Source organism: Polaromonas sp. CG_23.6, from assembly GCF_029892315.1.
Taxonomy (GTDB): Bacteria; Pseudomonadota; Gammaproteobacteria; order Burkholderiales; family Burkholderiaceae_C; genus Polaromonas.
The window spans coordinates 3871382-3896718 of record NZ_JARXUY010000001.1 but is presented as its reverse complement, the minus strand read 5'-3'; the positions used below and the strand labels follow the sequence as shown (position 1 = coordinate 3896718).

The window sequence follows — 25337 nt, the reverse complement described above, 5'->3', positions numbered from 1 at the left end:
GGAAGTCTCCTTGGGTAAAAAAAGGGGTTGAACTCAGTAGCCCAGCTTGCGCGGCAGCCACAGGGCCAGTTCAGGAAAGGCGATCACGGCAACCAGCACCAGGAACATGGACGCCAGCAGCCAGACCACCCAGCGCACGGTTTCTTCCATGCGCACATTGGCAATGCGGCACGACACCATCAGGTTGACCGCCAGCGGCGGGGTGAACTGGCCGAGTGCCACTTTCAGCGTCAGGATGACGCCGAACCACACCAGATCCCAGTGGTAAAACTGGGCAATCGGCAGCAGCAGCGGCACAAAGATCAGGAAGATCGAAATGCCGTCCAGGAACATGCCGACGGTGATCAGCATCAAAATCAAGAGCGACAAAATGCCGTATTCGCCCAGTCCCGAATTGACGATGGCGTTGGTCAGCGGATCAATCACGCCCAGCGTGTTCAGCGAATAGGCAAAAATGCCGGCCAGCGACACCACCAGCAAGATCACCGCCGACAACTCGCCCGATTCGCGCAGGATGGGAAACAGGTCGCGAACCGAGATCGTGCGGTAAACCACCATGCCGATGAATAGGCCGTAAAACACCGCCACCACCGCTGCTTCGGTCGGCGTGAACCAGCCGGCCCGCATGCCGCCCAGGATCAGCACCGGCGCAGCCAGGCCCCAGGCCGCATCCCGAAAACTGGCCCAGAAGGGCGGGCGCGGCATGCTCGCTTCCAGCGCGCCCATCTTGTGCCTGCGCGACAGCCAGACCGCCGGCACGATGAGGGCAAATCCGGCCAGAATGCCTGGAATCATGCCGGCTGCAAACAGCGCCGGCACCGAAGCGCCCGGCACCAGCACCGAGTAGATGATGAAGGCCACCGATGGCGGAATCAAAATGTCGGTGGCCGCCGCCGCGCCGACCACGCTGGCCGAGAACGCGGCAGGGTAGCCGGCTCGGTTCATGGCCGCGATCATCACGCCGCCCACGGCCGCCGCGCAGGCCGGGCCCGAGCCCGAAATTCCGCCCAGGAACATCGCCACCGCAATCGCCACCAGCGGCAGCATGCCGGGGCCGCGACCGACGATGGCGACGGCAAAATTGACCAGCCGCAGGGCGACGCCGGAGCGGTCGAAGATCGATCCGACCAGCACGAACATCGGAATCGCCAGCAGCGGGTATTTGCCCAGGCCGGCGTAAAAGTTCTGCGGCACGGCCAGCAGGCCGAACCACTGTGAGTCGCCATTGGCCAGCGCGATCGCCGTGGCGCCGGCCAGGCCGAGCGCCGCGCCAATCGGAACGCCCACCAGCATCATGGCGATGAAGGCCGCAAACAAAAGCGTGGCGATCATGCGCGGCGTCCCCGGCGGATGAACAGGCCGACGGCGCGCAGTGCAATGCCGATGGACAAAATCGGCAGCCAGATGGTGTACCACCACTGCGGAATCCCGATGCCCGGCGAGGTTTCGCCAAATCGGTAGTCGTCCCACACCAGCCGCGCGCTCAGCACGCCGATGAGCGCAAACAGCAGCGCCACCAGCACTGCGCCCAGCCGCGACAGCTTCTTGCGCCGCGCCATTGAGCCGCTTTCCGAAAAGTATTCAATACGGATATGCCGGTCCCGCGCCACGGCCGCCGAACTGCCGACCAGTGCCAGCACGATCATCAAAAACACCGAGAATTCTTCGGTCCAGGCGAACGACTGGTTGGTGAAATAGCGGGTCAGGACATTGGCAAAGGTGATCAGCGCCAGCGCGCCCATGACCAGGACGGTCAGCCAGTCTTCGATCTTGAGCGGCACACGGACCGGCTCGTCGGGGTTGTCAAGGGGTGGGGTGGCTTCAGGCGCCTGGCCAGCGTGGGGAGGGGAAGACATGAAAGGAAAGCCCGGGTTGCAAGAGTTGAAACAGCCGGGATTATCCTGCAGCCAGCCTGCATCGTAACGGTGCGGTAGCGCTTCGCGCATCGGGGATTTCCTTGAGCCGGTGCGACAATTCAGCGCATGACTTCAGCCACCCTCACATCCGCCACCCAGATCACCATCACCCGGCCCGACGACTGGCACTTGCATGTGCGCGACGGCGACGCGCTGCAGACGGTCGTGCCGCACACGGCTGCGCAGTTTGGCCGCGCCATCATCATGCCCAACCTCCGCCCGCCCGTGACCACTGCCTTGCAGGCGTTGGCGTACAAGGCGCGCATCCAGGCCGCTGTGCCGGCCAGCGTGAATTTCGAGCCGCTGATGACGCTGTACCTGACCGACAACCTGCCGCCCGACGAGATCAAGCGCGCCAAAGACGCCGGCGTGGTGGCGGCCAAGCTCTACCCGGCCGGCGCCACCACCAACAGCGATGCGGGCGTCACCGACCTGCGCAAGACCTACAAAACGCTCGAAGCCATGCAGCGCGAAGGCCTGCTGCTGCTGGTGCATGGCGAAGTCACCTCGCCCGACATCGACCTGTTCGACCGCGAAGCAGTGTTCATCGACACACAGTTGATCCCGCTGCGACGTGATTTTCCGGAGCTGAAGATCGTCTTCGAGCACATCACGACCAAGGAAGCGGCGCACTACGTGGCACAAGCCGACCGTTTTCTCGGTGCGACCATCACGGCACACCACCTGCTGTACAACCGCAACGCCATCTTCACCAGCGGCATCCGCCCGCATTACTACTGCCTGCCGGTGCTCAAGCGCGAAACCCATCGCCTTGCGCTGGTCAATGCGGCCACGTCGGGCAACACGCAATTTTTCCTCGGCACCGACAGCGCGCCACATCCGGCACACCTCAAGGAGCACGCCACGGGCTGCGCCGGTTGCTACACCGCGCATGCCGCGATGGAGTTGTACGCCGAGGCATTTGAGGCGGCCGGTGCGCTGGACAAGCTCGAAGCATTTGCCAGCTTCAACGGCGCTGACTTTTATGGCCTGCCGCGCAATCAAGGAACGATCACGCTGGCAAAAGAAAGCTGGACGCCGCCAGTGAGTTTTTCCTTTGGCGAGGCAGAACTCAAGCCGTTGCGATCAGGCGAGGCGCTGCCGTGGAAACTGCTGGCTCAATGAGCGCAGTGCCCGAAGAAAAGACTCTTTTTCCCCCTCTCACGCCTCTGTCCGAAAAAGCACTGCCTGCCATCAACTGGCATTCCGGCTGGTTCGACGGCTGGCGAGCCAGTGGTCAGGCGGTGCAGTCAAAAATCTTGTTGGGCACCACGATGGCGGAGGCCCTCAACGCACAAGGCGATGCGCCTGTGCGCTTTCTGCCGCAATCCGGATTGCCAACCGGCATGGCTTATGAGCAGTTCATTTTCGAACAAGGCAATGTGCCGACCCGCGACAACCTGCACGATTTTTTCAATGGCTTGTGCTGGATGCGCTTTCCAGCCACCAAGGCCCGGCTGAACCAACTCCAGGCCGCTGAAATCGCCGTTGCCGGGGTCAAGCCATTGCGCGGCCCGGTGCGCGATGCGTTGACGGTGTTTGATGAAAACGCCGCTTTCCTTCTGGCGCCGCCGCTGCTGTGGGAGGCGTTGAATGCGCGCGACTGGCGGCGGCTGTTCGTTGAGCTGCGGCCGCTGTGGAAAGAAGCGCAACTGGTGCTTTTCGGCCATGCGCTGCTGGAAAAACTGGTTTTTCCAAGAAAACAGGTCACAGCGCACGTCTATCAAGCGCAACCAGCTATTGATTCAGTAGCGGAACTGGACGCCTGGATGGCCGCTGATTTGAGCGCCGCCAAGCTCGCCGGCAAGCCGTTCACGCCCTTGCCGGTGCTCGGCGTGCCCGGCTGGTGGCCCGGAAATGAGGACTTTTCCTTCTATGATGACGCTTCGGTTTTTCGTCCGCCCCGCCCGGAGAAAAAATTATAAAAAGATGAATTCCGGGGCCGCTATATTCCATACGGAAAAGCTTGATTTGAGCTGAAACTCCCCCATTTTCTGTCGAGATATGCACAATCCGGGCGTGTACCCGGTGTGCTTTTTTTACCCCCCTGTTTTTATCCAACGTCTCCCGGAGAATCCATGAAACGCATCTTTCTGTTTATGTTGACCAACATTGCCGTCGTGGTCGTGTTGGGCATTGTGGCAAGTCTGCTGGGCGTGAACCGCTTCCTCACGCCCAACGGCCTGAACCTGCCCATGTTGCTCGGCTTTGCGCTGGTCATCGGCTTTGGCGGTGCGATCATTTCACTGCTGATCAGCAAACCCATCGCCAAGTGGAGCGCCGGGGTGCGCGTGATCAACGGCCCCGATGGTCCTCAAAATGCCGACGAAGCCTGGATTGTCGAAACTGTGCGCAAGCTGGCTGAAAAAGCCCAGATCGGCATGCCTGAAGTCGGCATTTTTGAAGGCGCACCGAATGCCTTTGCCACCGGCGCGTTCAAGAATTCGTCGCTGGTGGCGGTCACCACCGGTTTGCTTCAAGGCATGACCAAGGAAGAAATTGAGGCCGTGATCGCTCACGAGGTCGCTCACATCGCCAACGGAGACATGGTCACCATGGCACTGATTCAGGGTGTGATGAACACCTTTGTGGTGTTCCTGTCGCGGGTCATCGGTTACGCCGTGGACAGTTTTTTGCGCAAGGGCGACAGCAACAACTCCGGCCCCGGCATTGGGTATTACATCAGCACCATCGTGCTCGACATCGTGCTGGGCTTTGCCGCTGCCATGGTGGTGGCCTGGTTCTCGCGGCATCGCGAGTTTCGTGCCGATGCGGGCGCCGCACGGCTCATGGGACGCCGGCAGCCGATGATGAATGCGCTGGCCCGTCTGGGTGGCATGCAGCCGGGCGAACTGCCCAAGGCAGTCGAAGCCATGGGCATCACCGGCGGCATGGGCAAACTGTTTGCCACGCACCCCCCGATTGAAGAGCGCATTGCGGCACTGCAGAACGCACCGGGCTGATCCGGGGTCCTGACTGTTTTTTGAAGGCCGGCTCAATGCCGGCCTTTTTCATGGCGCCGTGTCGGCCTTCGCTGTCGATTGCTCGGGCGATGCTTCCGGCACAATTTCAGCCTCGGTTTCTGCTTCTGCTTCTGCTTCTGCTTCTGCGGCCGCTGAAACTTCCTGCGCCTTGGCAAGAGCCGCTGCCTGGTCGGCACGAGCCCATTGCACTGTGCGGCCTACCTCGTCCGGATTCATGCCGTACATGTCCGAAAACTCGGCCACTGTCTTGCCGCTGGCTTCAAACATCCTGAGCAGCGCATCACGCTTGGCGGCGTGTTCGGCCAGTTCGGCAAAGACGTCGTCGAGCAATGACGTGGATACCTCGTCCTGCTGGCGGATGCACAGCAAATAGCTTTCCCGGCTCAGGCCGGATGCGTGGATCGCCTCGATCAGTTGCGCGCGTGCATAAGGCCGCAAGTCCTGGTTTGAGCGCGCCTGGCGCCTGCGGAACACTTCCATGATGGCGTGGTGGACATGTTCCGGGGCCACTGGCTCCACTGGTTCGCCGTTCAGGTCGTGGCGCTGCAGGCCGGACGCCACGCTTTCCAGGTAGCGGGTGGAGCGCGCATGCAAGCCGAGCGCAACTTTCAGCTCGTCCCGCTTGAACATTTCAGGGTGAAGCGCCAGCAAGTCCTGGAACACGCCAAGCTTGAGCGGAAGGAACTGTCCGCCGAACATTTTTGGGTACAGGTCGAACAGCTGCCGCAGTGCCGGATGCACCTCGCGCGGCGCACGCGCTGGGGGCCTGGCTTGCGCCCTGCCGCGTCCGCCTTGCCGGCCCTGGCGTGGCGGGGACGCCGTTGTCGCGTCCTCGGGAGCAGGCGATGCATCGGTTTCTGCGGATATCGGTAGGGTTTCGGTCATGGATTGCTTTTGTCAGGTTGAGGTTTGAACGGCGCCTTGGCATCGCTTTGAAAAATGGTGCGCAGAGTGTTTTCCTGCGTTGCGGAGTGAATCCGTGAGGGCGAAGTATCCCCTATCCGGTCCATCAGGGGATTCAGGCCAGCGCCAGCCGCGCACTTTCGGCGTCTTGCAGCAGGCTGCGCGCCACCGCTTCGGCCACCTTGATGCCGTCGACACCGGCCGACAAAATGCCGCCGGCGTAACTCGCGCCTTCGCCAGCTGGGTACAGGCCGCGCACATTGAGGCTTTGCAGGTCGTCGCCCCGGCTCATCTTGATGGGTGACGAGGTGCGTGTTTCCACGCCGGTCAACACCGCGTCATGCAAATCGAACCCCTTGATCTTGCGGCCAAAGGCGGGGAAGGCTTCGCGCATGGCGTCAATCGCATAGCCGGGCAGAGCGGACGACAGGTCGCCCATCGCCACACCCGGCGTGTACGACGGCATGACACTGCCCAGGCCGGTGGACGCCCGCCCGGCCACGAAGTCGCCGACCAGCTGGCCGGGCGCCTCGTAGTTGCTGCCGCCCAGCAGAAAAGCATGCGTTTCAAGCTGGCGCTGAAGTTCAATGCCGGCCAGCGGATTGCCGGGATAGTCGCGCGGGTCGATGCCGACGACGATGCCGGCGTTGGCATTGCGCTCGTTGCGCGAATACTGGCTCATGCCGTTGGTCACGACGCGGCCAGCCTCAGACGTGGCCGCCACCACCGTGCCGCCGGGGCACATGCAAAAACTGTACACCGAACGGCCATTGCTGGCATGGTGCACCAGCTTGTATTCGGCCGCGCCCAAGGACGGGTCGCCGGCATGGCGGCCCCAACGGGCGCGGTCGATCAGGCCCTGCGGGTGCTCGACGCGAAAACCGATGGAAAAAGGTTTCGCTTCGACATACACGCCGCGCGCATGCAGCATGGCAAAGGTGTCGCGCGAACTGTGGCCCAGTGCCAGCACGACCTGGTCGGCGCGCAAGCCGTAGCTCTGGCCAGTCGCCTGGTCGAGGACCGTGAGGCCGCGAATGTGTTTGTTGTTAGAGCCGCCCTCGATCAGCACGTCGGTCACGCGCTGCTGGAAGCGGATCTCGCCGCCCAGCGCGATGATCTGCTCGCGCAGGTTTTCCACCACCTTGACCAGCTTGAAGGTGCCAATGTGCGGATGCGCTTCAAACAAAATATTGGCGGGCGCGCCGGCCTTGACAAACTCGTTCATCACCTTGCGGCCCAGATGGCGCGGATCCTTGATCTGGCTGTAGAGCTTGCCATCCGAGAACGTGCCAGCGCCGCCTTCGCCGAACTGCACATTGGATTCGGGATTCAGCACATTTTTACGCCAGAGGCCCCAGGTGTCCTTGGTGCGTTCGCGTACGGTTTTGCCGCGCTCCAGCACGATGGGCCTGAAACCCATCTGCGCCAGCACCAGCGCGGCAAACATGCCACACGGGCCAAACCCGATGACGACCGGGCGTAGCGGCAGGCTCGCCGGAGCGCTGCCGACCGGGCGGTAGGCCATGTCGGGCGTGGGAAAAATGTGCGGGTTACCGGCGTGTGTGACCAGCAATTGAGCTTCGAGCGCCGCATCGGCCAGCGTCACATCGACGATGTAGACCTGCATGATCACGGCCTTGCGTGCGTCAAAGCTGCGCTTGAAAACCGTGAAGCTCGCCAGTTCGGCAAGCGTGATGTCAAGGGTGTGAAAAATGGCCTCTTGCAGCGCGTTTTCAGCGTGCCCGAGCGGGAGTTTGATTTCAGTCAGTCGCAGCATGGTTCGTCCGGTTCGTGGCTTGTGGTTATCAAGCAGAAGGGCATCATGATAAAACGCGCCGCGCTCAGCTTTGAAGTCGGACGCACCAGCCGCCGATTGCTGGGCTCGACGTTCGCATCATTCCTGATCGATGAATCTTGCCTATTTTTATATAAAAATGGCTGCTGGCGCTTGCTGGATAAGCGCAAGCAGCTATTTTATTAATAGCAAAAAAATGCCGCGCTCTGACTGCAACAGCGCCAGCGTCAGGCCGGGAAAAAGCCTTCAACCGACAAATAACGCTCGCCGGTGTCGTAATTAAAGCCGAGCACACGGCTGCCCGCCGGCATTTCGGCCAGTTTCTGCGCAATCGCCGCCAGCGTCGCGCCGGACGAAATGCCGACCAGCATGCCTTCTTCACTGGCCGAGCGGCGCGCCATTTCGCGTGCCGGTTCGGCATCGACCTGGATCACGCCATCGAGCACGCTGACATCCAGGTTCTTCGGGATGAAACCCGCGCCAATGCCCTGGATCGGGTGCGGGGCGGGTGCGCCGCCCGAGATAACCGGCGACGCCGTGGGCTCGACAGCAAACACCTTCAACTGCGGCCAGGCCGCTTTCAGCACCCGCGCGCAGCCCGTCAGGTGGCCGCCGGTGCCGACGCCGGTGATCATGGCATCCAGCCCGTCCGGAAAATCAGCCAGGATTTCCTGCGCCGTGGCGCGCACGTGCACATCGATGTTCGCCGGGTTCTCGAACTGCTGCGGCATCCAGCTGCCAGGCGTGGCGGCGATCAGTTCCTGGGCGCGGGCAATTGCCGCTTTCATGCCGCCGGCGCGTGGCGTCAGGTCAAAGCTGGCGCCGTAGGCCAGCATCAGGCGGCGGCGCTCGACGCTCATGCTGTCGGGCATGACCAGCACCAGCTTGTAGCCCTTGACCGCCGCGACCATCGCCAGGCCGATGCCGGTGTTGCCCGAGGTCGGCTCGATGATCGTTCCGCCGGGCTGCAGCGCGCCCGACTTTTCAGCCGCCTCGACCATGGCCAGCGCGATGCGGTCCTTGATCGAGCCGCCGGGGTTGCTGCGCTCGGACTTGATCCATACATGCGCATCGGGGCCAAACAGGCGGTTGATGCGGACATGGGGCGTGTTGCCAATGGTGGCGAGGATGCTGTCGGCTTTCATGGGGGCTCCTGGTCTGTTTGGGGTGTTTTTAGCGCGTTGCGGCGCACTGCCATAATAGAGGGGTGAAGCCTGCCAGACCGCCGCTGGTGCAATTTCCGAAAGGAAGCACTGGAGGAACGTCCGGACTGCTCAGGACAGCGTAGGAGGTAATACCTCTCCACCGTGAGGTGAGGATCAGAGCAACAGAGACGAGCCGATTCAGTTCGGGTGAAACGGGCAATCTCTACGCGCAGCAACACCAAATAGGCCAGCGTTGACGTGGTTCCGCGGAGCTGGCGGGTAGGTGGCACCGAGCCGGGCAGGCGACTCCCGGCCCAGATTAATGGCGGTCACACCGGATCATCGCAATGTGATCCGGCGCACAGAATCCGGCTTATCGGCAGACTTCACACTTTATTTTCCGCACCAGACGCCGCTTGGCGCTCAGCGGCTGCCCAGCAGCGAGCGGCCCAGCGCGAACACCGAGTTGGGTGCGGTGGTGTAGACCGGCTTCGGTTTGGGCGCGCTGAAGACACCGCGCTTGGCCGGACGCGCCTCGATTTTGACGCCCTTGGCGCGCTGTTCGCTGGCGAGGTGGCGCAGGCTGATCGACTGCATGTGCTCGACCATCTTGGCATTCAGTGCCGCCCACAATTCCTGCGTCATCCACTCGCCCGAGCCTTGCTGCATTGCGAGGGTTGCGTCTGCCCTGGTTGGCTTGTCAGCATTGGCTTCGACGGCACCGATGATGTCGGCCACCGAAATGCTCTCGCTGTTGCGGCTCAACGAATAGCCGCCGCCGGGTCCACGGGTACTTTCGACCAGTCCGCTCTGGCGCAGTTTGCTGAACAGCTGCTCCAGGTAGGACACTGAAATCCGGTGCCGCATGCCGATGTCGGCCAACGAAATCGGGCCGGCGTTGCCTTGAAGGGCGATATCGATCATGGCGGTCACCGCGAAACGGCTTTTGGTGCTCAGGCGCATGGAATTTCTCCTTTAAACATCAAAAAGATGATGTGATGGACTTCACTATAGAAAGCTTTTCACTTCGTGTAAATTCGTATTTATAACCATTTCATTTCGAAAAATACGAACTGTTAAACCATTTTTAGTCATTGGCTGAACATTTCAAGGAAATCCCGGCATGAACTTCAAGCATCTGCATTATTTTTGGGTCACCGCCAAGGCCGGCGGCATCGTGCGCGCGGGCGAGCAGCTGCACACCACGCCCCAGACGCTGTCCGGACAGATCAAGCTGCTGGAATCCTGGCTCGGGCGCCAACTGTTCCGCAAGAGCGGACGCCAACTTGAGCTGACCGACGAGGGACGACTGGCGCTGGGCTATGCCGACCAGATATTCGCCCTGGGGGCTGAGATGGAAACCGCCCTGCGCCAGGCCAGCGGTGGCCAAAAAACGCTGGACTTTCGGGTCGGTGTGGCCGATTCGGTGGCCAAGTCGGTGGTCTACCACTTGCTGGAGCCTGCCTTGGCACTGAAGCAGCCGGTGCGGCTGATCTGCAGTGAAGGCAAGTTTCCGGATTTGCTCGCCCAGCTGGCGCTGCACCGCCTGGATTTGGTCATGGCCGACGAGCCGATGTCGGGCCGCGTCAGCATCAAGGCCTTCAACCACCCGCTGGGCAGCACGCCCATGAGTTTTTTCTGCACGTCAGCACTTAAAAGCACGCTCAAGGGCGATTTTCCGCAGTGCCTGAACGATGCGCCGTTGCTGATCCTCGGCGTTTCTTCATCCGTGCGCAAACAGTTCGACAGCTGGTGCACCAAGCACCAGATTCACCCGCGCGTCATTGGCGAGTTTGACGATGGCGCGCTGATGAAGGCGTTTGGCCGCGAGGGCCGCGGCGTTTTCATGTCGGCCAGCGTGCTGGAAGCCGAAACGCAGATGCAATATGGCGTGGAAGTGATTGGCCGCACCGACGAGATGGTGGAAGACTTCTTTGCCGTCACGGTTGACCGGCGAATCACCCATCCGTGCGTCGCCGCCATCACGGCAGCGGCGCGCGGGCAGTTGCTGCATGGCCTGGGCCGGCGTGGCGCCTCATGACAGCAAGCCGGGCGCATCGCACAGAGTCGATGCGCTTTCGTGCGGCTTGGTCAAGACCTATTTCGATGCGGCCACAGCCGGTGCTGGCGTCGCACCTGTTGCCGCAGGCGTCGCGCCGAAATACTGGGTGTAGATCTTGGTGTAGGTACCGTCTTCCCGTATACCGGCCAGGCCCTTGTTGATTTTTTCCAGCAATTCGGCGTTGCCTTTCTTGACCGCGATGCCGTATTGCTCGGAGGCAAAGCTGCTGTCGGCCAGGGTCTTGAATTTTGAATCAGGGTTGTTGTTCACATAGTGGACCACCACGCCGTTGTCGGCCACCACGGCATCGACGCCGCCGCTTTCCATTTCCTTCAGCGCCAGCGGCGTGGACTCAAAACGCTTGACGTTCACACTGTCCTTGCCTTGCAGCTTGGTGATGACTTCATCGCCGGTCGTGCCGTTCTGCACGCCGACCTTGAGTTTTTTCAGATCGTCGAATTTGGCGATTTTGGAGTCACTTTTGACGGCGATCAGTTGCTGCGCATCAAAGTAGGGCGTTGAAAAATCCAGCGTCTGCTGGCGCTCGGGCGTGATGGTGATGGCGGACACCAGCAAATCGCGGTCGCCCTGGGCCACCGAATTGAAGATGCCCTCCCACGGTGTATTCAGGAACTTGACCTCAATCCCGGCTTTTTGCGCGGCGGCCTTGACCACGTCGATGTCAAACCCGACGATCTCGCCTTTTTCGTTCTGTGACTCGAAAGGGGCATAGGCCGCATCGGTGCCGACGACATAGACCCGGGCCGCAGCAGCAACGGGTGGCGCTGCAGTCGCGCCAGCAGCAGGGGTTGCCGGTTCCTGCTTGCCGCAGGCTGACAGTACCAGTCCGGCCAGCAGGACGCTGGAGGTTTTTAGAAAATGTCGCGTCGTGATCGTTGGCATGGAGCGTCCCAGAAGAGTTAATTGGCAGTCGTCCGTCCACCCGAGCCCGCGGTGGCATGACTACCAAAGAAAAGTATAAGGCTCTGTCGGCAGGCAAGTGTTTCGCGGCGCTGGCTTGGTGCCTTAGTCAACGCGCCGGAGCGCCTCGATGCGGTCCACATGCGCCTGCAGCGAGCGCAGCGCGATGGGCCACAGGCGCGGGTCGGTGTCGTCATAGGCCAGCGCCACCCAGTCATCCATCGAGCCTTCAGGCAGGGCTTGCATCGCCGATGCCACCTTGGCTTCGCGCTTCAGGCGGTGCGCCCTGAGCTGGGCAATCGCCTGCGGTGCCTCACCCAGCACATGGCCGTGCGCCGGCAATATGAAGTCGATCTGGTGCGCGTCGCAGGCGTCGGTGAGCTGATCCAGCGAGTCGAGGTAGGCGTTCATCTCGCCATCGGGCGGGTTGATGATGGTCGTGCTGCCGTTCAATATGTGGTCGCCCGAAAACAGCAGGCCGTCTTCGACCAGCACCAGACACACGTGGTTGGCTGCATGGCCGGGCGTAAATATGACCTTCAAAGTGTGACTTTGCGCTTGATGGGTAAGCTTTATCAGCTCCTGATTCAATAGCGACCGGTCAGGCGCGAAACAGGCGTCGGCGCGTGCGGTGTCGGCGGAAGGCAGTCCCAGAATCGGCGGGCGGTGGGCGCACAGCGCCTGAAGCGGCCGCGCGCCCGGTGAATGGTCGGGGTGTGAATGCGTGCAGACGATCGCCTCGATGCGCCCGCCGGTCGCTTCAAACAGGCGCTGGATGTGCAAGGCATCGTTCGGCCCCGGGTCGATCACGATGTAGCCCGTGTCCGCCGTGCCGACGATGTAGCTGTTGGTGCCGGGGCCCGTCATCATGCCGGGGTTGGGCGCGGTCAGGCGCATGACGTTTTTCAGCAGCGGCACCGGGCGCTCGCATTGCCAGTCGAGCGAATGCACGCGTTGGCCGTCAGGCGATGTCAGCGCCAGTTCGCCGTAGGGCGAGTCGTGCTCCATATAGCGCGCATCCTGGCCGCCGAGCAGGCCGGCGCGGGGGCAGGAAATCCACAGTGGCTTTTCGTGCGCGCAGGCGCTCAGCACCGCCTCGACACTGGCGTACTTCGCCAGGCGCTCCAGCGTGCGCAATGTTGGAAAAATCATGAAGAACGTGCCGGCTTCATGGCGTGCCAGTGCATCGGCCGGGCGGACCCAGCTGGGCTCGAACTGCTCGGTTTCATCGGCCACCGGCGTCTGGCCTTCGGGCATGCGGGCGACCAGGAAGGGCACGTCGAAACGGCGCGGCAAATCGCGGTCGGTGACCCAGTGGGCCAGGGTGAAGACGTCCTCGCCCGCCAGCATGAGGCCGCGTTCCTTGCACTGCACTGCAAACGGCGCCATGCGGTCCATGGCGGCAATGGCTTCGGTGGCGACATGGCTACCGTCGGCATGGCGCGCCAGCAGCACGCCAAGTTCCTCGAAGCTTTCGCGGATGGCGGCAACGGCCTGGGTCAGCTGCAGGTCGGACTGGCTGGACCGGCGCGTGGACTGCGCATGCGCTGCCGCGTCGGCCGTGTCGATGCAGCCGCCCGGGAAAACGTAGGCGCCGGGCGCAAAGCTGGCCGTCATGGCGCGCCGGGTCATCAGCACTTCAATGCCTTGCGGCGTGTCGCGCAGCAGCAGCACGGTAGCGGCGGGACGCAGGGGCGCGGGGTCGCGCTGCAGGTAAAGGAGTTGAGTGGGTCGGACCATGGCGTCATTTTGCAGTGAAACTGCCTTGAGATGCGCCGGGGACGCGTAGGGCCCTTGACGCCGACACCACCGCAAAGGGCATGCCGGCAGGTCAGGGCTTGACGTTCAGGCCGTCAGCGCCTTCATTTCGGCATACAGGTCGGCTTTGCCTTCAAAGCCAATGCCGGGCAGCGGCGGCAGGGTGACGTAGCCATTTTCCACTTTCACGCCGTCGGGGAAGCCGCCATAGGGCTGGAACAGGTCGGGATAGGACTCGTTGCCGCCCAGGCCCAGGCCGGCGGCAATCGCCAGCGACATCTGGTGGCCGCCATGCGGCACGCAGCGGCTGGGCGACCAGCCGTAGGCCTTCAGCATGTCCAGCGTGCGCAAATATTCAACCAGGCCGTAGCTCAGCGCGCAGTCGAACTGCAGCCAGTCGCGGTCCTTGTGCATGCCGCCGTAGCGGATCAGGTTGCGCGCATCCTGCATCGAGAACAGGTTCTCGCCCGTGGCCATGGGGCCGGTGTAATGCTCGCCCAGCCGTGCCTGCAGCTCGTAGTCCAGCGGGTCGCCGGCTTCCTCGTACCAGAACAGCGGGTATTGCGCCATCGCCTTGCCGTAGGCCACCGCTGTCGCCAGGTCGAAGCGGCCGTTGGCGTCAACCGCGAGTTGCTGGCCGGCCTGCAGTCTGCCCAGCACCGCTTCGATGCGCTGCATGTCCTCGGCCAGCGGGGCGCCGCCGATCTTCATCTTCACCACGCTGTAGCCCCGGTCCAGGTAGCTTTGCATCTCGCCCAGCAGGCCCGCAATGCCTTTGCCAGGATGGTAGTAGCCGCCGGCCGCATAGACAAACACCTTCGGGTTGGCCATGCCATTGCCATAGCGCTGTGCCAGCAGGTCATGCAGTGGCAGCCCGGCGATCTTGGCGGTGGCGTCCCAGATCGCCATGTCAAGCGTGCCGACCGCCACCGAGCGCTCGCCGTGGCCACCCGGTTTTTCGTTGGACATCATGCAATCCCAGATCTTGTGCGGGTCGAGGTTGTCGCCTGTCTCATTCAACAAGGCTCCGGCCTGCGCTTCCAGCACGCGCGGACGAAAGCGCTCACGGATCAGCTGGCCCTGACCGTAGCGGCCGTTGGAGTTGAAGCCGTAGCCGATCACCGGCTTGCCGTCCCGCACGACGTCAGTCACAACGGCGACGAGGCTGAGCGTCATTTTCGAAAAGTCGATATAGGCGTTGCGGATGTCCGATTTGATCGGCCGGGTCGATTCGATGATGTCGATAATTTTCATGGTGTGTGGAGTTGACGAAAAAAAAGGTGGTTGGTTTGGGCGCATGTTGGTGCAGCGCCAGCGCGGTGACGGCTTTTTACTGTAGCGTGAGTGCAAAATCCTCCGGCGGAAAACGATGCCGCGATAATTTGCAGCGAGGGCAGGCGGGAGAAAGTTTCCTCTGGTTGAATTCAGGGTCCGATCATCCGCACTGCCGGGCCTCGCGTCCAATACCCGAATCGCATACAACTATTCAACCCTAAGGACGCTGAACGATGGGCCCTGTCAACCGGCCGCTGGACCTGCAATGGCTGGAGGATTTCCTGGCGCTGGTCGAAAGCGGCAATTTCTCGCGCGCTGCGCAGGCCCGTGCCATTGCCCAGCCGGCGTTCAGCCGTCACATCCGGGCGCTGGAGGAATGGGCTGGTGTCGAGCTGATCGACCGCGCCCGGCACCCGGCCGCGCCCACGCTGGCTGGCGAGGTGTTTGTGGTGACGGCGCGCGACGTGCTGCTGCGTCTGGCGCAGGCCCGCACCCGCGCCCACGAGGCGCAAGAGCAGGCCAGCCGCAGCCTGCAATTCGCCGCCACGCATGGGCTGTCGCTGGCTTTTTTCCCACGCTGGCTGCAGCGCGTCGAGCAGCAGGTGCAACTCGGCCCCATTCACATGGTGTCGGACAGTTACCAGGCCTGCGAGGTGTTGATGCTGCAGCGCCGCGTGCAGTTTTTGCTGTGCTACGGCCACGCCGCCGCCAGGACCCGGCTGCTGCCGCCCGGGTTTGAATTTGCCTGCATTGGCCAAGACCGCCTGGTGCCGGTAAGCGCGCCCGATGCCGAAGGCCAGCCGCAGCACCGCATCGATGGCGACGCCTCTGAGCCCGTGCCGGTGCTGGCTTACAGCGAGGCGTCGGGGCTGGGCCAGATCATGCGCGAGCAGTTGCCGGGCGCGTTCGATGTGCAGCGCTTCAAGCCAGTGATGACCTCACACCACGCCGTGCTGCTCAAGACCCTGGCGCTGGAAGGGCGCGGTGTGGCCTGGCTGCCGCACAGCCTGGTGAGCGACGAAATGGCCGACGGCCGCCTGGTTGGCGCGGCGGATCCTGAATGGAGCTTGCCGCTGGAAATCCGGCTTTTCCGCGCCACGGCCGCGCTGGCACCGGCTGCCGAAGCGGTCTGGGCAGAGGTAAAAAAGGCAGCTACGCAACCGCCCTCGCCAACCCGGCCTTGAGCTTTCACGCTGATCTGGGCATTGCCGGTGTGTTGGTGCAATGCCACGAAGCGGGTTTTCATGACGCTGTGATCGACAGGCCGCAGGGATAATCGTGCCCATGCGAATCCGATTTACCAAAATGCAGGGCGCGGGCAATGACTTCGTGATGCTCGACGAAACCCGGGGCTCCCTGAACCTGACCGCCGCACATTACCGCTTCCTGGCCGACCGCCACTTTGGCGTCGGCGCTGACCAGATATTGACGGTGCGGCCCTCGCCGGGCGAAAACATCGACTTTGAATACGTCATTCACAACGCCGATGGCGGCGAGGTCGAGCAATGCGGCAACGGCGCGCGCTGCTTTGTGCGCTTTGTACGCGAGCAGGGCTTGACCGAGAAAAACGCGGTCAAGGTCAAGACCTTGGGCGGCATCATCGAGCCGCGCATGCAGCCCGATGGCCGCGTCACGGTCAACATGGGCGCGCCGGTGTTTGAGCTGGCGCGCATCCCTTTCAACCCCGCCGGCTTGGCGTCCGAAACCACTGGTTCATGGCAGAAATGGCCTCTGGCGCTTGATGGGTGGGTGCAGACAGCTCCTGTTTTGATAGCGGTTGTGTCGATGGGAAATCCCCATGCGGTGCAACTGGTGGACGACGTGGACAGCGCCCCGGTCGCGCAAACAGGCCCGCTGGTCGAGCACCACCCGGCTTTTCCCAAGCGCGTGAACGCCGGCTTCATGCAGGTCGTCACGCGCAGCCAGATTCGCCTGCGCGTTTACGAGCGCGGCGCTGGCGAGACACTGGCTTGCGGCACCGGCGCCTGCGCCGCGGTGGTGGCGGGCATCCGGCTGGGCCTGCTCGACGCGCGCGTCGATGTGCTGATGCGCGGTGGCGCGCTGACGATTGAATGGACGGGCGCGCTGGATGCGCCTGTGATGATGACCGGACCGGCAACGACCGTTTTCGAAGCCGAGATCGACGTTCCCGACAGGCTGTGACCCGCCGGCATCCGTGCGGCAGGGTGACGCCGCTTTAAAAAAAATGGAGACAACACCGCCATGAATCCTGCGATGAACCTTGCCGTGCAACCCGTCACCGAAGACGATATTGCCGATTTTCTGGCCAACCAGCCTGACTTTTTTGAGCGCCATGCCGAACTGCTGGCATCGGTGCAACTGTTCAGTGGCCATGGAGACCGCGCCATCAGCCTGCAAGAGCGTCAGGCCAGCTTGCTGAGGGAAAAAATCAAGGCGCTGGAAACCCGTGTGCTTGAAATGGTCGGCCACGGCCAGGACAACCTCGTGATCGCCGGCAGGATGCAGTCCTGGACGCGCCGGCTATTGCAAACAGCGCAGGCGCGCGACCTGCCAGGCGCCATCGTCGAGGGGCTGGCCAGCGAGTTCCAGATTCCGCAGGCGGCCATCAGGCTGTGGGGCGTGGACGCTGCCCATGGCGGCGAAGATTTTGCGCAGGCGGTCAGCGACGATGTGCAGCGCTTTGCGGCTTCATTGACCACGCCGTATTGCGGCGTCAACACCGGTTTTGAAGCTGCCCGCTGGCTGCCGCATGCCGGGCAGGCGCAGTCGCTGGCGCTGATTGCGCTGCGCGCCAGCCTTGACGCGCCAATGTCCGGCCTGCTGGTGCTGGCCTCGCCCGATGCCCAGCGCTTTCACAGCGGCATGGGCACTGAATTCCTCGAACGGCTCGGCGAACTGGCCGGTGCGGCACTGTCGCGCCTGCAACTGCCGGTCGCCTTGCCGGCTGCTGAGCCGGCTGAAACTCCCGCATGACGCGATCGCCGCCTGCGCCGGTCGCGGAGCCTGAAGCGCCGGACCCGCTGGTCAGCCGCTACCTTGCGTATGTCCGGGTGGAAAAGCGGCTCGCCAGCCGCACCGTCGAGTTGTACACCGCCGACCTGCAAAAGCTGCAAGCCCAGGCGCGCAAGGCCGGCGTGGCGCTAACTGATGTGAAGCACACGCATTTGCGGCGCTGGGTCGCGCAAATGCATTCCGGTGGTCGCAGCGGGCGCGGCATTGCGCTGATCCTATCGGGCTGGCGCGGTTTTTACACCTGGCTGGGCCGTGAAGGCCTGGTGCCGGGCAACCCGGTGCAGGACGTGCGCTCGCCCAAGGTGGCCAAGCCGCTGCCCAAGGCGCTGAGCGTCGATGAAGCGGTGCAGCTGGCCTGCTTTGAAGCCGACGCCACCGGCGTTGACGCCTTCATGGAAGCGCGCGACCGGTGCATCACTGAACTGCTCTACGGCTGCGGCCTGCGCATTGGCGAGCTGGTGGGGCTCGACGCGCAGGCCAGCGGCCAGGCGCGTGGCTGGATCGACCGCGATGCCGGCGAGGCGCATGTGCTGGGCAAGGGCGAAAAGCGGCGCAGCGTGCCGGTGGGCCGCGCGGCCCTCGCGGCGCTTCAGGACTGGCTGGCCGTGCGCAACGCCTCGGCGATTCCCGCTGTTGAAGGCCGCGCGGCGCTGTTCATCAGCCAGCGCGGCACCCGCCTCACGCCGCAGCACATCCGCGTGCGCCTGAAGCAGCGCTCGCAGCAGGCCGGGCTGGCCACACCAGTGCATCCGCACATGCTGCGCCATTCCTTTGCCAGCCATGTGTTGCAGTCCAGCGGCGACCTGCGCGCGGTGCAGGAGCTGCTGGGCCACGCCAACATCACCACCACCCAGGTCTACACGCGGCTCGACTTCCAGCACCTGGCGAAAATCTACGACGCCGCGCACCCCCGGGCGATGTCCAACGGCGCAGGCGCCAAGGCAGACGCGCCGCCCGTGGCGACCGTGCCCGAACGCCCAAAGTAGCCGCGCTGGCCGGGGCGCTGGCAGACACGACAATAGCCCGATGAACATTATTCGATTGAAAGACGGCAAGGAACGCTCCCTGCTGCGCCGCCATCCCTGGATTTTTTCAGGGGCGATCGCCAGCGGCGACGGCGGGTCCGGCGAAACCGTGCGCATTGAAAGCCATGCCGGCCAGTTCCTCGGCTGGGCTGCGTTCAGCCCGACGTCGAAGATTCGCGCCCGGGTCTGGAGCTTCAACGAGGCGCAGCCCATCGACGCTTCGTTTTTCATAGCGCGCATCGACCAATCAATAAGCGCAAGAAGCCTTTTTGACATCAAAAGCGACGGCCTGCGGCTGATTCACGGCGAATCCGATGGCCTGCCAGGGCTGGTTGTGGACCGCTACGGCGACACGCTGGTCGCGCAATTTTCCAGCTGCGGCACGGAGAAATGGAAGCAAGTCATCGTTGACGCCTTGCTGGCGCAAACTGGCTTGACGCGGCTCTACGAACGCTCTGACGCCAGCGTGCGTTCGCTAGAAGGCCTGCCCGAAGCCACCGGCTGGCTCGCCGGATCGGGCGCCACTGGCATCGTCATCACCGAACACGACTGGAAACTGAGCCTGGACGTGGCCGAAGGCCACAAGACCGGCTTTTACCTCGACCAGCGCGACAGCCGCCAGAAGTTTGCCGTCTATGCGCGCCGGCTCGGGTTCAAGGACGTGCTGAACTGCTACTGCTACACCGGCGGCTTCACCGTGGCGGCGCTGGCAGGCGGCGCGCAACACGTCACGTCGATCGACTCGTCCGGCCCGGCCATAGAGCGCGCAAAAGCCAACGTCGCGTTGAACGGGTTTGACGCCAGCCGCACCACCCTGCTGGACGCCGACGTGAACGCCATGCTGCGCCAGTATGTCAAAGACGGCCGGACTTTCGACGCCATCGTGCTCGACCCGCCCAAGTTCGCGCCGACGGTCACGCACGCCGAGCGCGCCGCGCGCGCCTACAAGGACATCAACCGGCTGGCGTTGTCGATTTTGGCGCCCGGCGGCGTGCTGTTCACCTATTCCTGCTCGGGCGGCATCAGCGCCGACCTGTTCCACAAGATCGTCGCCTCGGCCGGCACCGACGCCGGCGTGGACGCCTTCATCTGCGAACGCATGGGAGGCGCGCCTGACCACCCGATGACGGTGGCGTTTCCGGAAGGCGAATACCTCAAGGGGTTGGTGCTGGTCAAACGGCCGTCAAACTAGTTTTTAATGGTCAAATCGGCCTCTGGCGCAGACTGGATAAGCGCAGGTTGCTATATAAATCAAAGTAATTGCCGATGTCTTTCCCAGCTGGCAACGCCCTGCCGGCATGCACCCGAGCCCCTCGGGGTCTTGAAGGCGGGGCTAAAGTCCTCACCTTGTCTGTTTCGCCTGGTTTCGCCTTACATAGGCCCTTGCGTATTTCTCACCTTCCCCGTTTTTTAGGTCACCACCATGAGCTTGATTCCCGTCACCATCCTCACCGGCTTTCTCGGCTCGGGCAAAACCACGCTGCTCAAGCGCATCCTGACCGAGGCCCACGGCCAGAAAATCGCCATCATCGAAAACGAGTTTGGCGAGGAAAACATCGACAACGAGATCCTGGTCAATGACACGCAGGAAAACATCATCCAGATGAATAACGGCTGCATCTGCTGCTCGATCCGCGAAGATTTGCGCGAAACACTGCAACTCCTGGCCGCCAAGAAGCGCAAGGGTCTGCTGGACTTTGACCGCGTTGTGATCGAGACCACCGGCCTAGCCGACCCTGGCCCGGTGGCGCAGACTTTTTTCATGGACGAGGAGATCGCCGAGCAGTATCTGCTCGACTCCATCCTGACGCTGGTCGATGCGAAACATGCGCAGACCCAGCTGGACGACCGTCAGGAAGCGCGCCGCCAGATCGGTTTTGCCGACCAGATATTCATCAGCAAGACTGACCTGGTAGCCGAGGATGATGTCAAGGCGCTGATGCACCGCTTGAGCCACATGAACCCGCGCGCACCGCAAAAAGCCGTTCATTTCGGCGAGGTGGCAATTGCCGACGTGTTTGACCTGCGGGGCTTCAACCTCAACGCCAAGCTCGACATCGACCCGGATTTCCTCAAGGCCGACGAGCCGCATGACCATGCCCATCATGACCATGACCATGACCATGAACATGGTGAGCATTGCGACCACCCGTCGCATGCGGCAGAGCAGGGCAGCCACCATCGCCATGACGACGACGTCAAAAGCTTCGTGTTCCGCTCGGACAAGCCTTTCAGTCCGGCCAAGCTGGAAGACTTTCTGGGCGCCGTGGTCAACATCTATGGCCCACGCATGCTGCGCTACAAAGGCGTGCTCAACATGGACGGCACCGAACGCAAGGTGATTTTCCAGGGCGTGCACCAGCTCATGGGCAGCGACTTGGGGCCGGCCTGGGCCGAGGGCGAAAAGAAAACCAGCAAGATGGTGTTTATCGGCATCGACCTGCCGAAAGATATTTTTTTCCAGGGGCTGGAGCAGTGCCTGGTCTGAGACAGACGGGTCATCTGCCAACGCATTCCCGCCTTGAAACAGCCGTGAAAACTCCCATGCTGAAAGTGTTTCAGGGGAGATTTATTTAGGATTTCTGAAGATGCTTCGGCAAGCCGCTACAATCGCGCCGACCAAAATATCCGGGAATTTGAATCCGGAAGCCAGCCCCGGGGGAACCCGCTCGCTGCAAGGGCTGAAAGCCGCCTCACAGCGGTTTCAGGGGCTGGATTGGCGCAGACACACCAGATTATCTGGCACCAGGCAGGGCTTGGCGGCCCCAGGGCTGCCCAGCCAAAGAATCGGTTCGGGACATCACCCCGGGCCGCTTCCCAGAGGAGAGACTCAGTGAATACCCCAGAAAAGAAAATCAAGACCCCGGTCAAGCCAGTGGCCAAGGATGGCAAGACGAGCAAGGCACCGCTTGCGGCTCCTGTGCGCATGGATTCCGCGCCACTGAAGCCTGGTCGCAGAAGCTCGGCCCGCACCGCGATCCAGACGCCGGCGCCATCGCCCATGCTGCCTACCTATGCGCCCGACGCAGCCAAGGCGAGCTATTCAACGATGACCGAACGCGTCATTGCGCCGCCGGTTCATGCGGTGGTTCCCAAGGATCCGCAACTGGCCAACAACTGGAAGACCACGCCGGCCAACCAGCTGACCGACCCGGAAATCAAGGCCATGCCTGATTCCGAGTACATGAATGAAACCCAGCTGGCTTTTTTCCGCCACCGCCTGTCGGTGCTGAAGCAGGAAATCCACAACAGTGCCGGCCAGACGACCGAGCACTTGCGTGAAGACGCCGCGATTGTTCCCGATCCGGCAGACCGTGCGACGATTGAAGAAGAGCATGCGCTTGAATTGCGCACCCGCGACCGGGAGCGCAAGTTGCTCAAGAAAATCGAGCAGTCGATTGCCCGCATCGATTCGGGCGACTATGGCTATTGCGACGAAACCGGTGAAGCCATCGGCGTAGGCCGGCTGATTGCCCGCCCAACGGCCAATCTGTCACTTGAAGCCCAGCAGCGACGCGAACTCAAGCAGAAAATGTTTGGAGACTGATCCGCCATTCCTGCGCAACTTTTTGATTGAACAGCATGTCCAAAGACGATTCTGCTTCCGGCTTGTTGTCCAAGCTGGTCAAGTTTGTCCGCAATCCTGCCACCAACTGGACTGAACTTGATTCCATCGACGGTGGCAAGGATGACGCCGTCACGAAGCAACTGCTCAATGAAATGATCGAGCGCAAGCGGCGCAACGATTTTGTGCGAAAGCGTGAATTCGACATGTTGCGCAAGTTGCGCAAACTAGAGGTGTCTTCAGGACCCGCGGCTGATCCGGTTGGAAGGCCCTCATTTTTCCAAAGCAGTCTCACGTTCAATGTTGATGACCGTGCGGTAACCCTGAAAAAAATCGACGACATCGAAGCGCAGATGTCCAAGCATTGGTGGACCACCAAGAGTCAGACCGCTGATGGTTCGGTTAACGAGTTGGCACCGGTGTCATTTTCGCCGGTCAAATCGCGGCTGTCCACGGTACAAGGCGCTTTGCCTGATACCTTCCAGCCGACGATTCTTGCTGGCGCGGACTCGGTTCATCCGGCCGACGAGCCTGTTCCCGCCTTCCTGCTTGACGATCTTTTGGGTAGCTTGCCTGAAAGTCCGATCCATATGAAGTTTGCGGTTGCTGACAAGTCCACTGACAGCGGTGTGTCGGGATTGCTGCCGTCGCTTGCTTCGGACCTGGAGCACGAACCCATCGTGCATGACGCCGAACTTGAAGAGTCCGCCATTTTGTTTGCCAACGGCGATGATGCGGGTGCTGAGGCCGGTTTGTTCGAAATTCTGCGGCCAGGTGCATCGCATGCCGACAATGTCTATACCTGGCTGACGCTGTTTGATTTGTACCGCGCCACAGGCGAACAGGCCAAGTTCGAAGCGGCCGTCCTTGAGTTTGCAGAGCATTTCAACCGCTCTGCACCACAGTGGTTTTCGCTACCTGAGATGGTCAAGGCGCTGGTTCAGCCAGGTGAAAAATCCGGGCATGAGAGCATGGACACAGACTGGATCTGTCCCTCTGGCTTGAGCCTGCAGTCCGTGGGCGCTCTCAATACGGCAATGGCCCGATCCTCTATGCCATGGTGCCTTGACTGGCGCTATCTCAAGACCATCGAAACTGCCGCTCTTGAGTCTTTGCTCAAGGTTTTCAGCGACTGGGCTGTCCAGCCTGTGCAACTGCGCTTTCTTGGCGAGGCGCAGTTGCAAACGGTGTTGATTGATTCCACTCCTTCAGGCGAACGGGCGACTGATACAAGGTGGTGGCTGCTGCGTATGGAAATGCTGCGCATCATTCACCGTCCGGATGATTTCGAACTCACCGCGCTTGATTTTTGTGTGACCTATGAGGTATCGCCTCCGGCATGGGAAGTTGCACGCTGTGATTACAAGTCGCTCGATGACGAAGGCGACGCCATGGGCCAGGCAACCATTATTGGTGAGCCGACCACTGAAACCAACTATTCCACATTGATGGAATTGGGGGGTGATTCGGTGCTCGATTTTTCACCGAGCAAGTCCATCCGGTTCTTGTCAGTGGACCTGTCCGGCCAGATACAGGACGATGCTGTGGGTGTTTTGGACAGGCTGGAAGCCAGTCTGACAGGGGCAGACAGAATGCAAATTTCCTGCGCCAAACTCATCCGGGTCGATTTTTCTGCAGCAGGCATGCTGCTCAACTGGGTATCTGCGCGGCGGGCTGAAAATCGATTTGTCGAGTTTTCCGAGGTTAACCGGCTGGTGGCTGCTTTTTTCAGCGTGATCGGAATTGTCGAATACGCCAAGGTCAGCGCCCGAAACGACTGATTGCATTCGGCACAGCCGAACAACACAGTTTTGCAATCCGTCATTTTCCGCAAGGTAGCATGACCTGTGTGGGTTTGACATGCGGGCAAGGCGACATGGGTTTTGCACTTGTGCTGGCTCTGTTTTAAATTGAAAATCCCTGCTTCACCTTGATGTCCAATGCCTTTGTCTCCGGTTTTTTGCTTCCTCAAGGTTTCGCATCCAAACCGGTTTTCCTTGCTTTTATTCGCAAGAATGAAGCGGGAACATGGCTGTTTATTTATTTCAAATAAAACACTTTGTGGCGTTTTCCGGTGGCTTAAAAGCTGCTGATCGTCGCCAAAATCGGCTTTTTCAAGCTAAAACCCGTTCGATGGATGTGTATCTTGAAATTAAGCCTGCAAGGCTTTAAAGCTTGGAAAAAAATCCATACGCTACGTTTTTGCTAGCTTTAAAACATGACCGATCAAGGCTTGCGGCACTGTTCAGCAAATGAATGATGCCGTCGTTTCACCTTTCCGTCAAAGATCACCTCAAAAAAGTCCAAGCAAGAAATTTTGATTTTTTTGGCTTCTTGATCAATCTTTATAGATTCCGAATATTTTAAATGTTTTACCTTAACTATCTGCGCTAAGTTATTTATACCAAATAACTTTAAATCTTTCAGAAGCTTTTCTTTAGTCCTCTAAGTTATTGATTTCATTGAAATAATTTGTGTCAAATTACAGGTTGGCAAGGGGTTCCCTGATACAGTGGGAAAATGTGCAATTCGGTGGTGAAAAGTGTCAGAGGAGGGATTGAAAAGTGTTACAAGGTGCGTCATTTCTCGCTCTCGATGCCAAAGGCCGGCTGTCCGTCCCTGCGCGCCATCGCGAGTCTCTGGGCGCAGACAACTCCGGCCGGTTCACCCTCACAAAACATCCCCATGGATGCCTCATGATTTTTCCTTTGCACGAGTGGGAAAAGTTTCGGGAACGGATTGCGTCCCTGCCCATGCAGGCGCAATGGTGGAAACGAATTTTTCTGGGCAATGCGATGGATGTTGAAATGGACGCCACCGGCCGCATCCTGGTTTCGCCTGAACTCCGCAAAGCCGCAGGAATCAGCAAGGAATCGGTACTGTTAGGTATGGGCAACCATTTTGAACTCTGGGACGCAGCGACTTATGCTGCCCAGGAAGCTGAGCAGATGAAGGGCGAGATGCCCGATGTATTTAAAGATTTTTCTTTTTGAA

General features: G+C 61.2%; 24 protein-coding genes and 1 other RNA gene. 16 read left to right on the top strand and 9 right to left on the bottom strand.

The features are described 5' to 3' along the window. Positions 1 to 33: 33 nt before the first annotated feature. Entirely contained in the window at positions 34 to 1332 is a 1299-nt protein-coding gene (locus H4V98_RS18425; RefSeq protein ID WP_280757805.1) for a TRAP transporter large permease, read from the bottom strand. After that, complete coding sequence (locus tag H4V98_RS18420; protein WP_280757804.1) at positions 1329 to 1856, bottom strand: TRAP transporter small permease; 528 nt, start codon at positions 1854 to 1856, stop codon at positions 1329 to 1331. The genes H4V98_RS18425 and H4V98_RS18420 overlap by 4 nt, the downstream gene beginning before the upstream one ends. A gap of 126 nt (positions 1857 to 1982) precedes the next feature. Here H4V98_RS18420 and pyrC point away from each other — a divergent pair, with 126 nt between their 5' ends. The 3 genes from pyrC to htpX all read left to right on the top strand — a co-directional run bounded on the left by pyrC (position 1983) and on the right by htpX (position 4879). After that, positions 1983 to 3041 (top strand): dihydroorotase, encoded by a 1059-nt coding sequence (pyrC, locus tag H4V98_RS18415; RefSeq protein WP_280757803.1) that lies wholly within the window; start codon positions 1983 to 1985, stop codon positions 3039 to 3041. Beyond that, on the top strand, positions 3038 to 3841 hold the full coding sequence (locus tag H4V98_RS18410; RefSeq protein ID WP_196862030.1) for a DUF3025 domain-containing protein: 804 nt from the start codon (positions 3038 to 3040) through the stop codon (positions 3839 to 3841). Before pyrC ends, H4V98_RS18410 begins: the two co-directional genes overlap by 4 nt. Before the next feature lie 153 nt (positions 3842 to 3994). Beyond that, a complete protein-coding gene (gene htpX, locus H4V98_RS18405; protein ID WP_280757802.1) occupies positions 3995 to 4879 on the top strand; it encodes a protease HtpX in 885 nt (294 codons plus the stop codon). A 48-nt stretch (positions 4880 to 4927) separates the two neighbouring features. Here the strand turns inward: htpX and H4V98_RS18400 are convergent, their stop codons facing one another. Together H4V98_RS18400 and H4V98_RS18395 are read right to left on the bottom strand one after the other, a co-directional pair. Beyond that, positions 4928 to 5785, bottom strand: coding sequence for a ProQ/FINO family protein (locus H4V98_RS18400; RefSeq protein ID WP_280757801.1), 858 nt, complete (start codon positions 5783 to 5785; stop codon positions 4928 to 4930). A 133-nt stretch (positions 5786 to 5918) separates the two neighbouring features. Further along, positions 5919 to 7580 carry an NAD(P)/FAD-dependent oxidoreductase gene (locus tag H4V98_RS18395; RefSeq protein ID WP_196862033.1) on the bottom strand — a complete coding sequence of 554 codons (1662 nt, stop codon included), beginning with the start codon at positions 7578 to 7580 and terminating at the stop codon, positions 5919 to 5921. Between the two features lie 45 nt (positions 7581 to 7625). Here H4V98_RS18395 and H4V98_RS18390 point away from each other — a divergent pair, with 45 nt between their 5' ends. Beyond that, positions 7626 to 7784, top strand: a complete 159-nt coding sequence (locus tag H4V98_RS18390; RefSeq protein WP_196862034.1) for a hypothetical protein — start codon at positions 7626 to 7628, stop codon at positions 7782 to 7784. 41 nt (positions 7785 to 7825) lie between these two features. Here H4V98_RS18390 and cysK read toward each other — a convergent pair whose 3' ends face one another. Beyond that, on the bottom strand, positions 7826 to 8743 hold the full coding sequence (cysK, locus tag H4V98_RS18385) for a cysteine synthase A (RefSeq protein WP_196862035.1): 918 nt from the start codon (positions 8741 to 8743) through the stop codon (positions 7826 to 7828). A 64-nt stretch (positions 8744 to 8807) separates the two neighbouring features. Here cysK and rnpB point away from each other — a divergent pair. Then, an RNA gene (gene rnpB / locus H4V98_RS18380) (RNase P RNA component class A) lies at positions 8808 to 9135 on the top strand. A gap of 31 nt (positions 9136 to 9166) precedes the next feature. Here the strand turns inward: rnpB and H4V98_RS18375 are convergent. After that, positions 9167 to 9706: an Rrf2 family transcriptional regulator gene (locus H4V98_RS18375; protein ID WP_196862036.1), complete on the bottom strand. Its 540-nt coding sequence runs from the start codon at positions 9704 to 9706 to the stop codon at positions 9167 to 9169. 160 nt (positions 9707 to 9866) lie between these two features. On the opposite strand from H4V98_RS18375, the gene nhaR reads away from it, so the two are divergent. Further along, positions 9867 to 10784 carry a transcriptional activator NhaR gene (gene nhaR, locus H4V98_RS18370; protein WP_196862037.1) on the top strand — a complete coding sequence of 306 codons (918 nt, stop codon included), beginning with the start codon at positions 9867 to 9869 and terminating at the stop codon, positions 10782 to 10784. Between the two features lie 57 nt (positions 10785 to 10841). Here the strand turns inward: nhaR and H4V98_RS18365 are convergent, their stop codons facing one another. The 3 genes from H4V98_RS18365 to H4V98_RS18355 form a co-directional block, all read right to left on the bottom strand. Continuing rightward, on the bottom strand, positions 10842 to 11708 hold the full coding sequence (locus tag H4V98_RS18365; RefSeq protein ID WP_280757800.1) for a basic amino acid ABC transporter substrate-binding protein: 867 nt from the start codon (positions 11706 to 11708) through the stop codon (positions 10842 to 10844). Positions 11709 to 11831: 123 nt separating this feature from the next. Beyond that, positions 11832 to 13466: an MBL fold metallo-hydrolase gene (locus tag H4V98_RS18360; RefSeq protein ID WP_280757799.1), complete on the bottom strand. Its 1635-nt coding sequence runs from the start codon at positions 13464 to 13466 to the stop codon at positions 11832 to 11834. 105 nt (positions 13467 to 13571) lie between these two features. Then, positions 13572 to 14738 (bottom strand): mandelate racemase/muconate lactonizing enzyme family protein, encoded by a 1167-nt coding sequence (locus H4V98_RS18355; protein ID WP_196862040.1) that lies wholly within the window; start codon positions 14736 to 14738, stop codon positions 13572 to 13574. Positions 14739 to 14992: 254 nt separating this feature from the next. Here H4V98_RS18355 and H4V98_RS18350 point away from each other — a divergent pair, with 254 nt between their 5' ends. The 10 genes from H4V98_RS18350 (at position 14993) to mraZ (ending at position 25336) form a co-directional block, all read left to right on the top strand. Continuing rightward, the gene (locus H4V98_RS18350; RefSeq protein WP_196862041.1) at positions 14993 to 15943 is read left to right on the top strand and encodes a LysR substrate-binding domain-containing protein; all 951 of its coding nucleotides are present in this window, start codon (positions 14993 to 14995) and stop codon (positions 15941 to 15943) included. 100 nt (positions 15944 to 16043) lie between these two features. Further along, the gene (dapF, locus tag H4V98_RS18345) at positions 16044 to 16922 is read left to right on the top strand and encodes a diaminopimelate epimerase (protein WP_196862042.1); all 879 of its coding nucleotides are present in this window, start codon (positions 16044 to 16046) and stop codon (positions 16920 to 16922) included. A 60-nt stretch (positions 16923 to 16982) separates the two neighbouring features. Next, complete coding sequence (locus tag H4V98_RS18340; RefSeq protein WP_196862043.1) at positions 16983 to 17714, top strand: DUF484 family protein; 732 nt, start codon at positions 16983 to 16985, stop codon at positions 17712 to 17714. Next, the gene (locus H4V98_RS18335; protein WP_196862044.1) at positions 17711 to 18739 is read left to right on the top strand and encodes a tyrosine recombinase XerC; all 1029 of its coding nucleotides are present in this window, start codon (positions 17711 to 17713) and stop codon (positions 18737 to 18739) included. The genes H4V98_RS18340 and H4V98_RS18335 overlap by 4 nt, the downstream gene beginning before the upstream one ends. Positions 18740 to 18779: 40 nt before the next feature. Further along, entirely contained in the window at positions 18780 to 19970 is a 1191-nt protein-coding gene (locus H4V98_RS18330) for a class I SAM-dependent methyltransferase (protein ID WP_196862045.1), read from the top strand. A 231-nt stretch (positions 19971 to 20201) separates the two neighbouring features. Further along, the gene (locus H4V98_RS18325; protein WP_196862046.1) at positions 20202 to 21266 is read left to right on the top strand and encodes a GTP-binding protein; all 1065 of its coding nucleotides are present in this window, start codon (positions 20202 to 20204) and stop codon (positions 21264 to 21266) included. A 345-nt stretch (positions 21267 to 21611) separates the two neighbouring features. Then, positions 21612 to 22325: an RNA polymerase-binding protein DksA gene (dksA, locus tag H4V98_RS18320; RefSeq protein ID WP_280757798.1), complete on the top strand. Its 714-nt coding sequence runs from the start codon at positions 21612 to 21614 to the stop codon at positions 22323 to 22325. Between the two features lie 35 nt (positions 22326 to 22360). Further along, a complete protein-coding gene (locus tag H4V98_RS18315) occupies positions 22361 to 24124 on the top strand; it encodes an STAS domain-containing protein (protein ID WP_280757797.1) in 1764 nt (587 codons plus the stop codon). A 247-nt stretch (positions 24125 to 24371) separates the two neighbouring features. Beyond that, the gene (locus H4V98_RS18310; protein WP_196862048.1) at positions 24372 to 24515 is read left to right on the top strand and encodes a hypothetical protein; all 144 of its coding nucleotides are present in this window, start codon (positions 24372 to 24374) and stop codon (positions 24513 to 24515) included. Between the two features lie 392 nt (positions 24516 to 24907). After that, the gene (mraZ, locus tag H4V98_RS18305) at positions 24908 to 25336 is read left to right on the top strand and encodes a division/cell wall cluster transcriptional repressor MraZ (RefSeq protein WP_196862049.1); all 429 of its coding nucleotides are present in this window, start codon (positions 24908 to 24910) and stop codon (positions 25334 to 25336) included. Position 25337: the final 1 nt, after the last annotated feature.

Excerpts from the sequence above, each read along its gene's own strand:
- H4V98_RS18365 (WP_280757800.1), bottom strand. The coding sequence starts at position 11,708 with ATGCCAACGATCACGACGCGACATTTTCTAAAAACCTCCAGCGTCCTG.
- H4V98_RS18410 (WP_196862030.1), top strand. The coding sequence starts at position 3,038 with ATGAGCGCAGTGCCCGAAGAAAAGACTCTTTTTCCCCCTCTCACGCCT.
- H4V98_RS18310 (WP_196862048.1), top strand. The coding sequence starts at position 24,372 with ATGGCTGTTTATTTATTTCAAATAAAACACTTTGTGGCGTTTTCCGGT.
- nhaR (WP_196862037.1), top strand. The coding sequence starts at position 9,867 with ATGAACTTCAAGCATCTGCATTATTTTTGGGTCACCGCCAAGGCCGGC.
- H4V98_RS18315 (WP_280757797.1), top strand. The coding sequence starts at position 22,361 with ATGTCCAAAGACGATTCTGCTTCCGGCTTGTTGTCCAAGCTGGTCAAG.
- H4V98_RS18375 (WP_196862036.1), bottom strand. The coding sequence starts at position 9,706 with ATGCGCCTGAGCACCAAAAGCCGTTTCGCGGTGACCGCCATGATCGAT.
- H4V98_RS18395 (WP_196862033.1), bottom strand. The coding sequence starts at position 7,580 with ATGCTGCGACTGACTGAAATCAAACTCCCGCTCGGGCACGCTGAAAAC.
- H4V98_RS18335 (WP_196862044.1), top strand. The coding sequence starts at position 17,711 with ATGACGCGATCGCCGCCTGCGCCGGTCGCGGAGCCTGAAGCGCCGGAC.
- htpX (WP_280757802.1), top strand. The coding sequence starts at position 3,995 with ATGAAACGCATCTTTCTGTTTATGTTGACCAACATTGCCGTCGTGGTC.
- H4V98_RS18390 (WP_196862034.1), top strand. The coding sequence starts at position 7,626 with ATGATAAAACGCGCCGCGCTCAGCTTTGAAGTCGGACGCACCAGCCGC.
- dapF (WP_196862042.1), top strand. The coding sequence starts at position 16,044 with ATGCGAATCCGATTTACCAAAATGCAGGGCGCGGGCAATGACTTCGTG.
- cysK (WP_196862035.1), bottom strand. The coding sequence starts at position 8,743 with ATGAAAGCCGACAGCATCCTCGCCACCATTGGCAACACGCCCCATGTC.
- H4V98_RS18420 (WP_280757804.1), bottom strand. The coding sequence starts at position 1,856 with ATGTCTTCCCCTCCCCACGCTGGCCAGGCGCCTGAAGCCACCCCACCC.
- H4V98_RS18425 (WP_280757805.1), bottom strand. The coding sequence starts at position 1,332 with ATGATCGCCACGCTTTTGTTTGCGGCCTTCATCGCCATGATGCTGGTG.
- H4V98_RS18355 (WP_196862040.1), bottom strand. The coding sequence starts at position 14,738 with ATGAAAATTATCGACATCATCGAATCGACCCGGCCGATCAAATCGGAC.
- H4V98_RS18360 (WP_280757799.1), bottom strand. The coding sequence starts at position 13,466 with ATGGTCCGACCCACTCAACTCCTTTACCTGCAGCGCGACCCCGCGCCC.
- H4V98_RS18330 (WP_196862045.1), top strand. The coding sequence starts at position 18,780 with ATGAACATTATTCGATTGAAAGACGGCAAGGAACGCTCCCTGCTGCGC.
- pyrC (WP_280757803.1), top strand. The coding sequence starts at position 1,983 with ATGACTTCAGCCACCCTCACATCCGCCACCCAGATCACCATCACCCGG.
- H4V98_RS18400 (WP_280757801.1), bottom strand. The coding sequence starts at position 5,785 with ATGACCGAAACCCTACCGATATCCGCAGAAACCGATGCATCGCCTGCT.
- H4V98_RS18325 (WP_196862046.1), top strand. The coding sequence starts at position 20,202 with ATGAGCTTGATTCCCGTCACCATCCTCACCGGCTTTCTCGGCTCGGGC.
- H4V98_RS18350 (WP_196862041.1), top strand. The coding sequence starts at position 14,993 with ATGGGCCCTGTCAACCGGCCGCTGGACCTGCAATGGCTGGAGGATTTC.
- H4V98_RS18340 (WP_196862043.1), top strand. The coding sequence starts at position 16,983 with ATGAATCCTGCGATGAACCTTGCCGTGCAACCCGTCACCGAAGACGAT.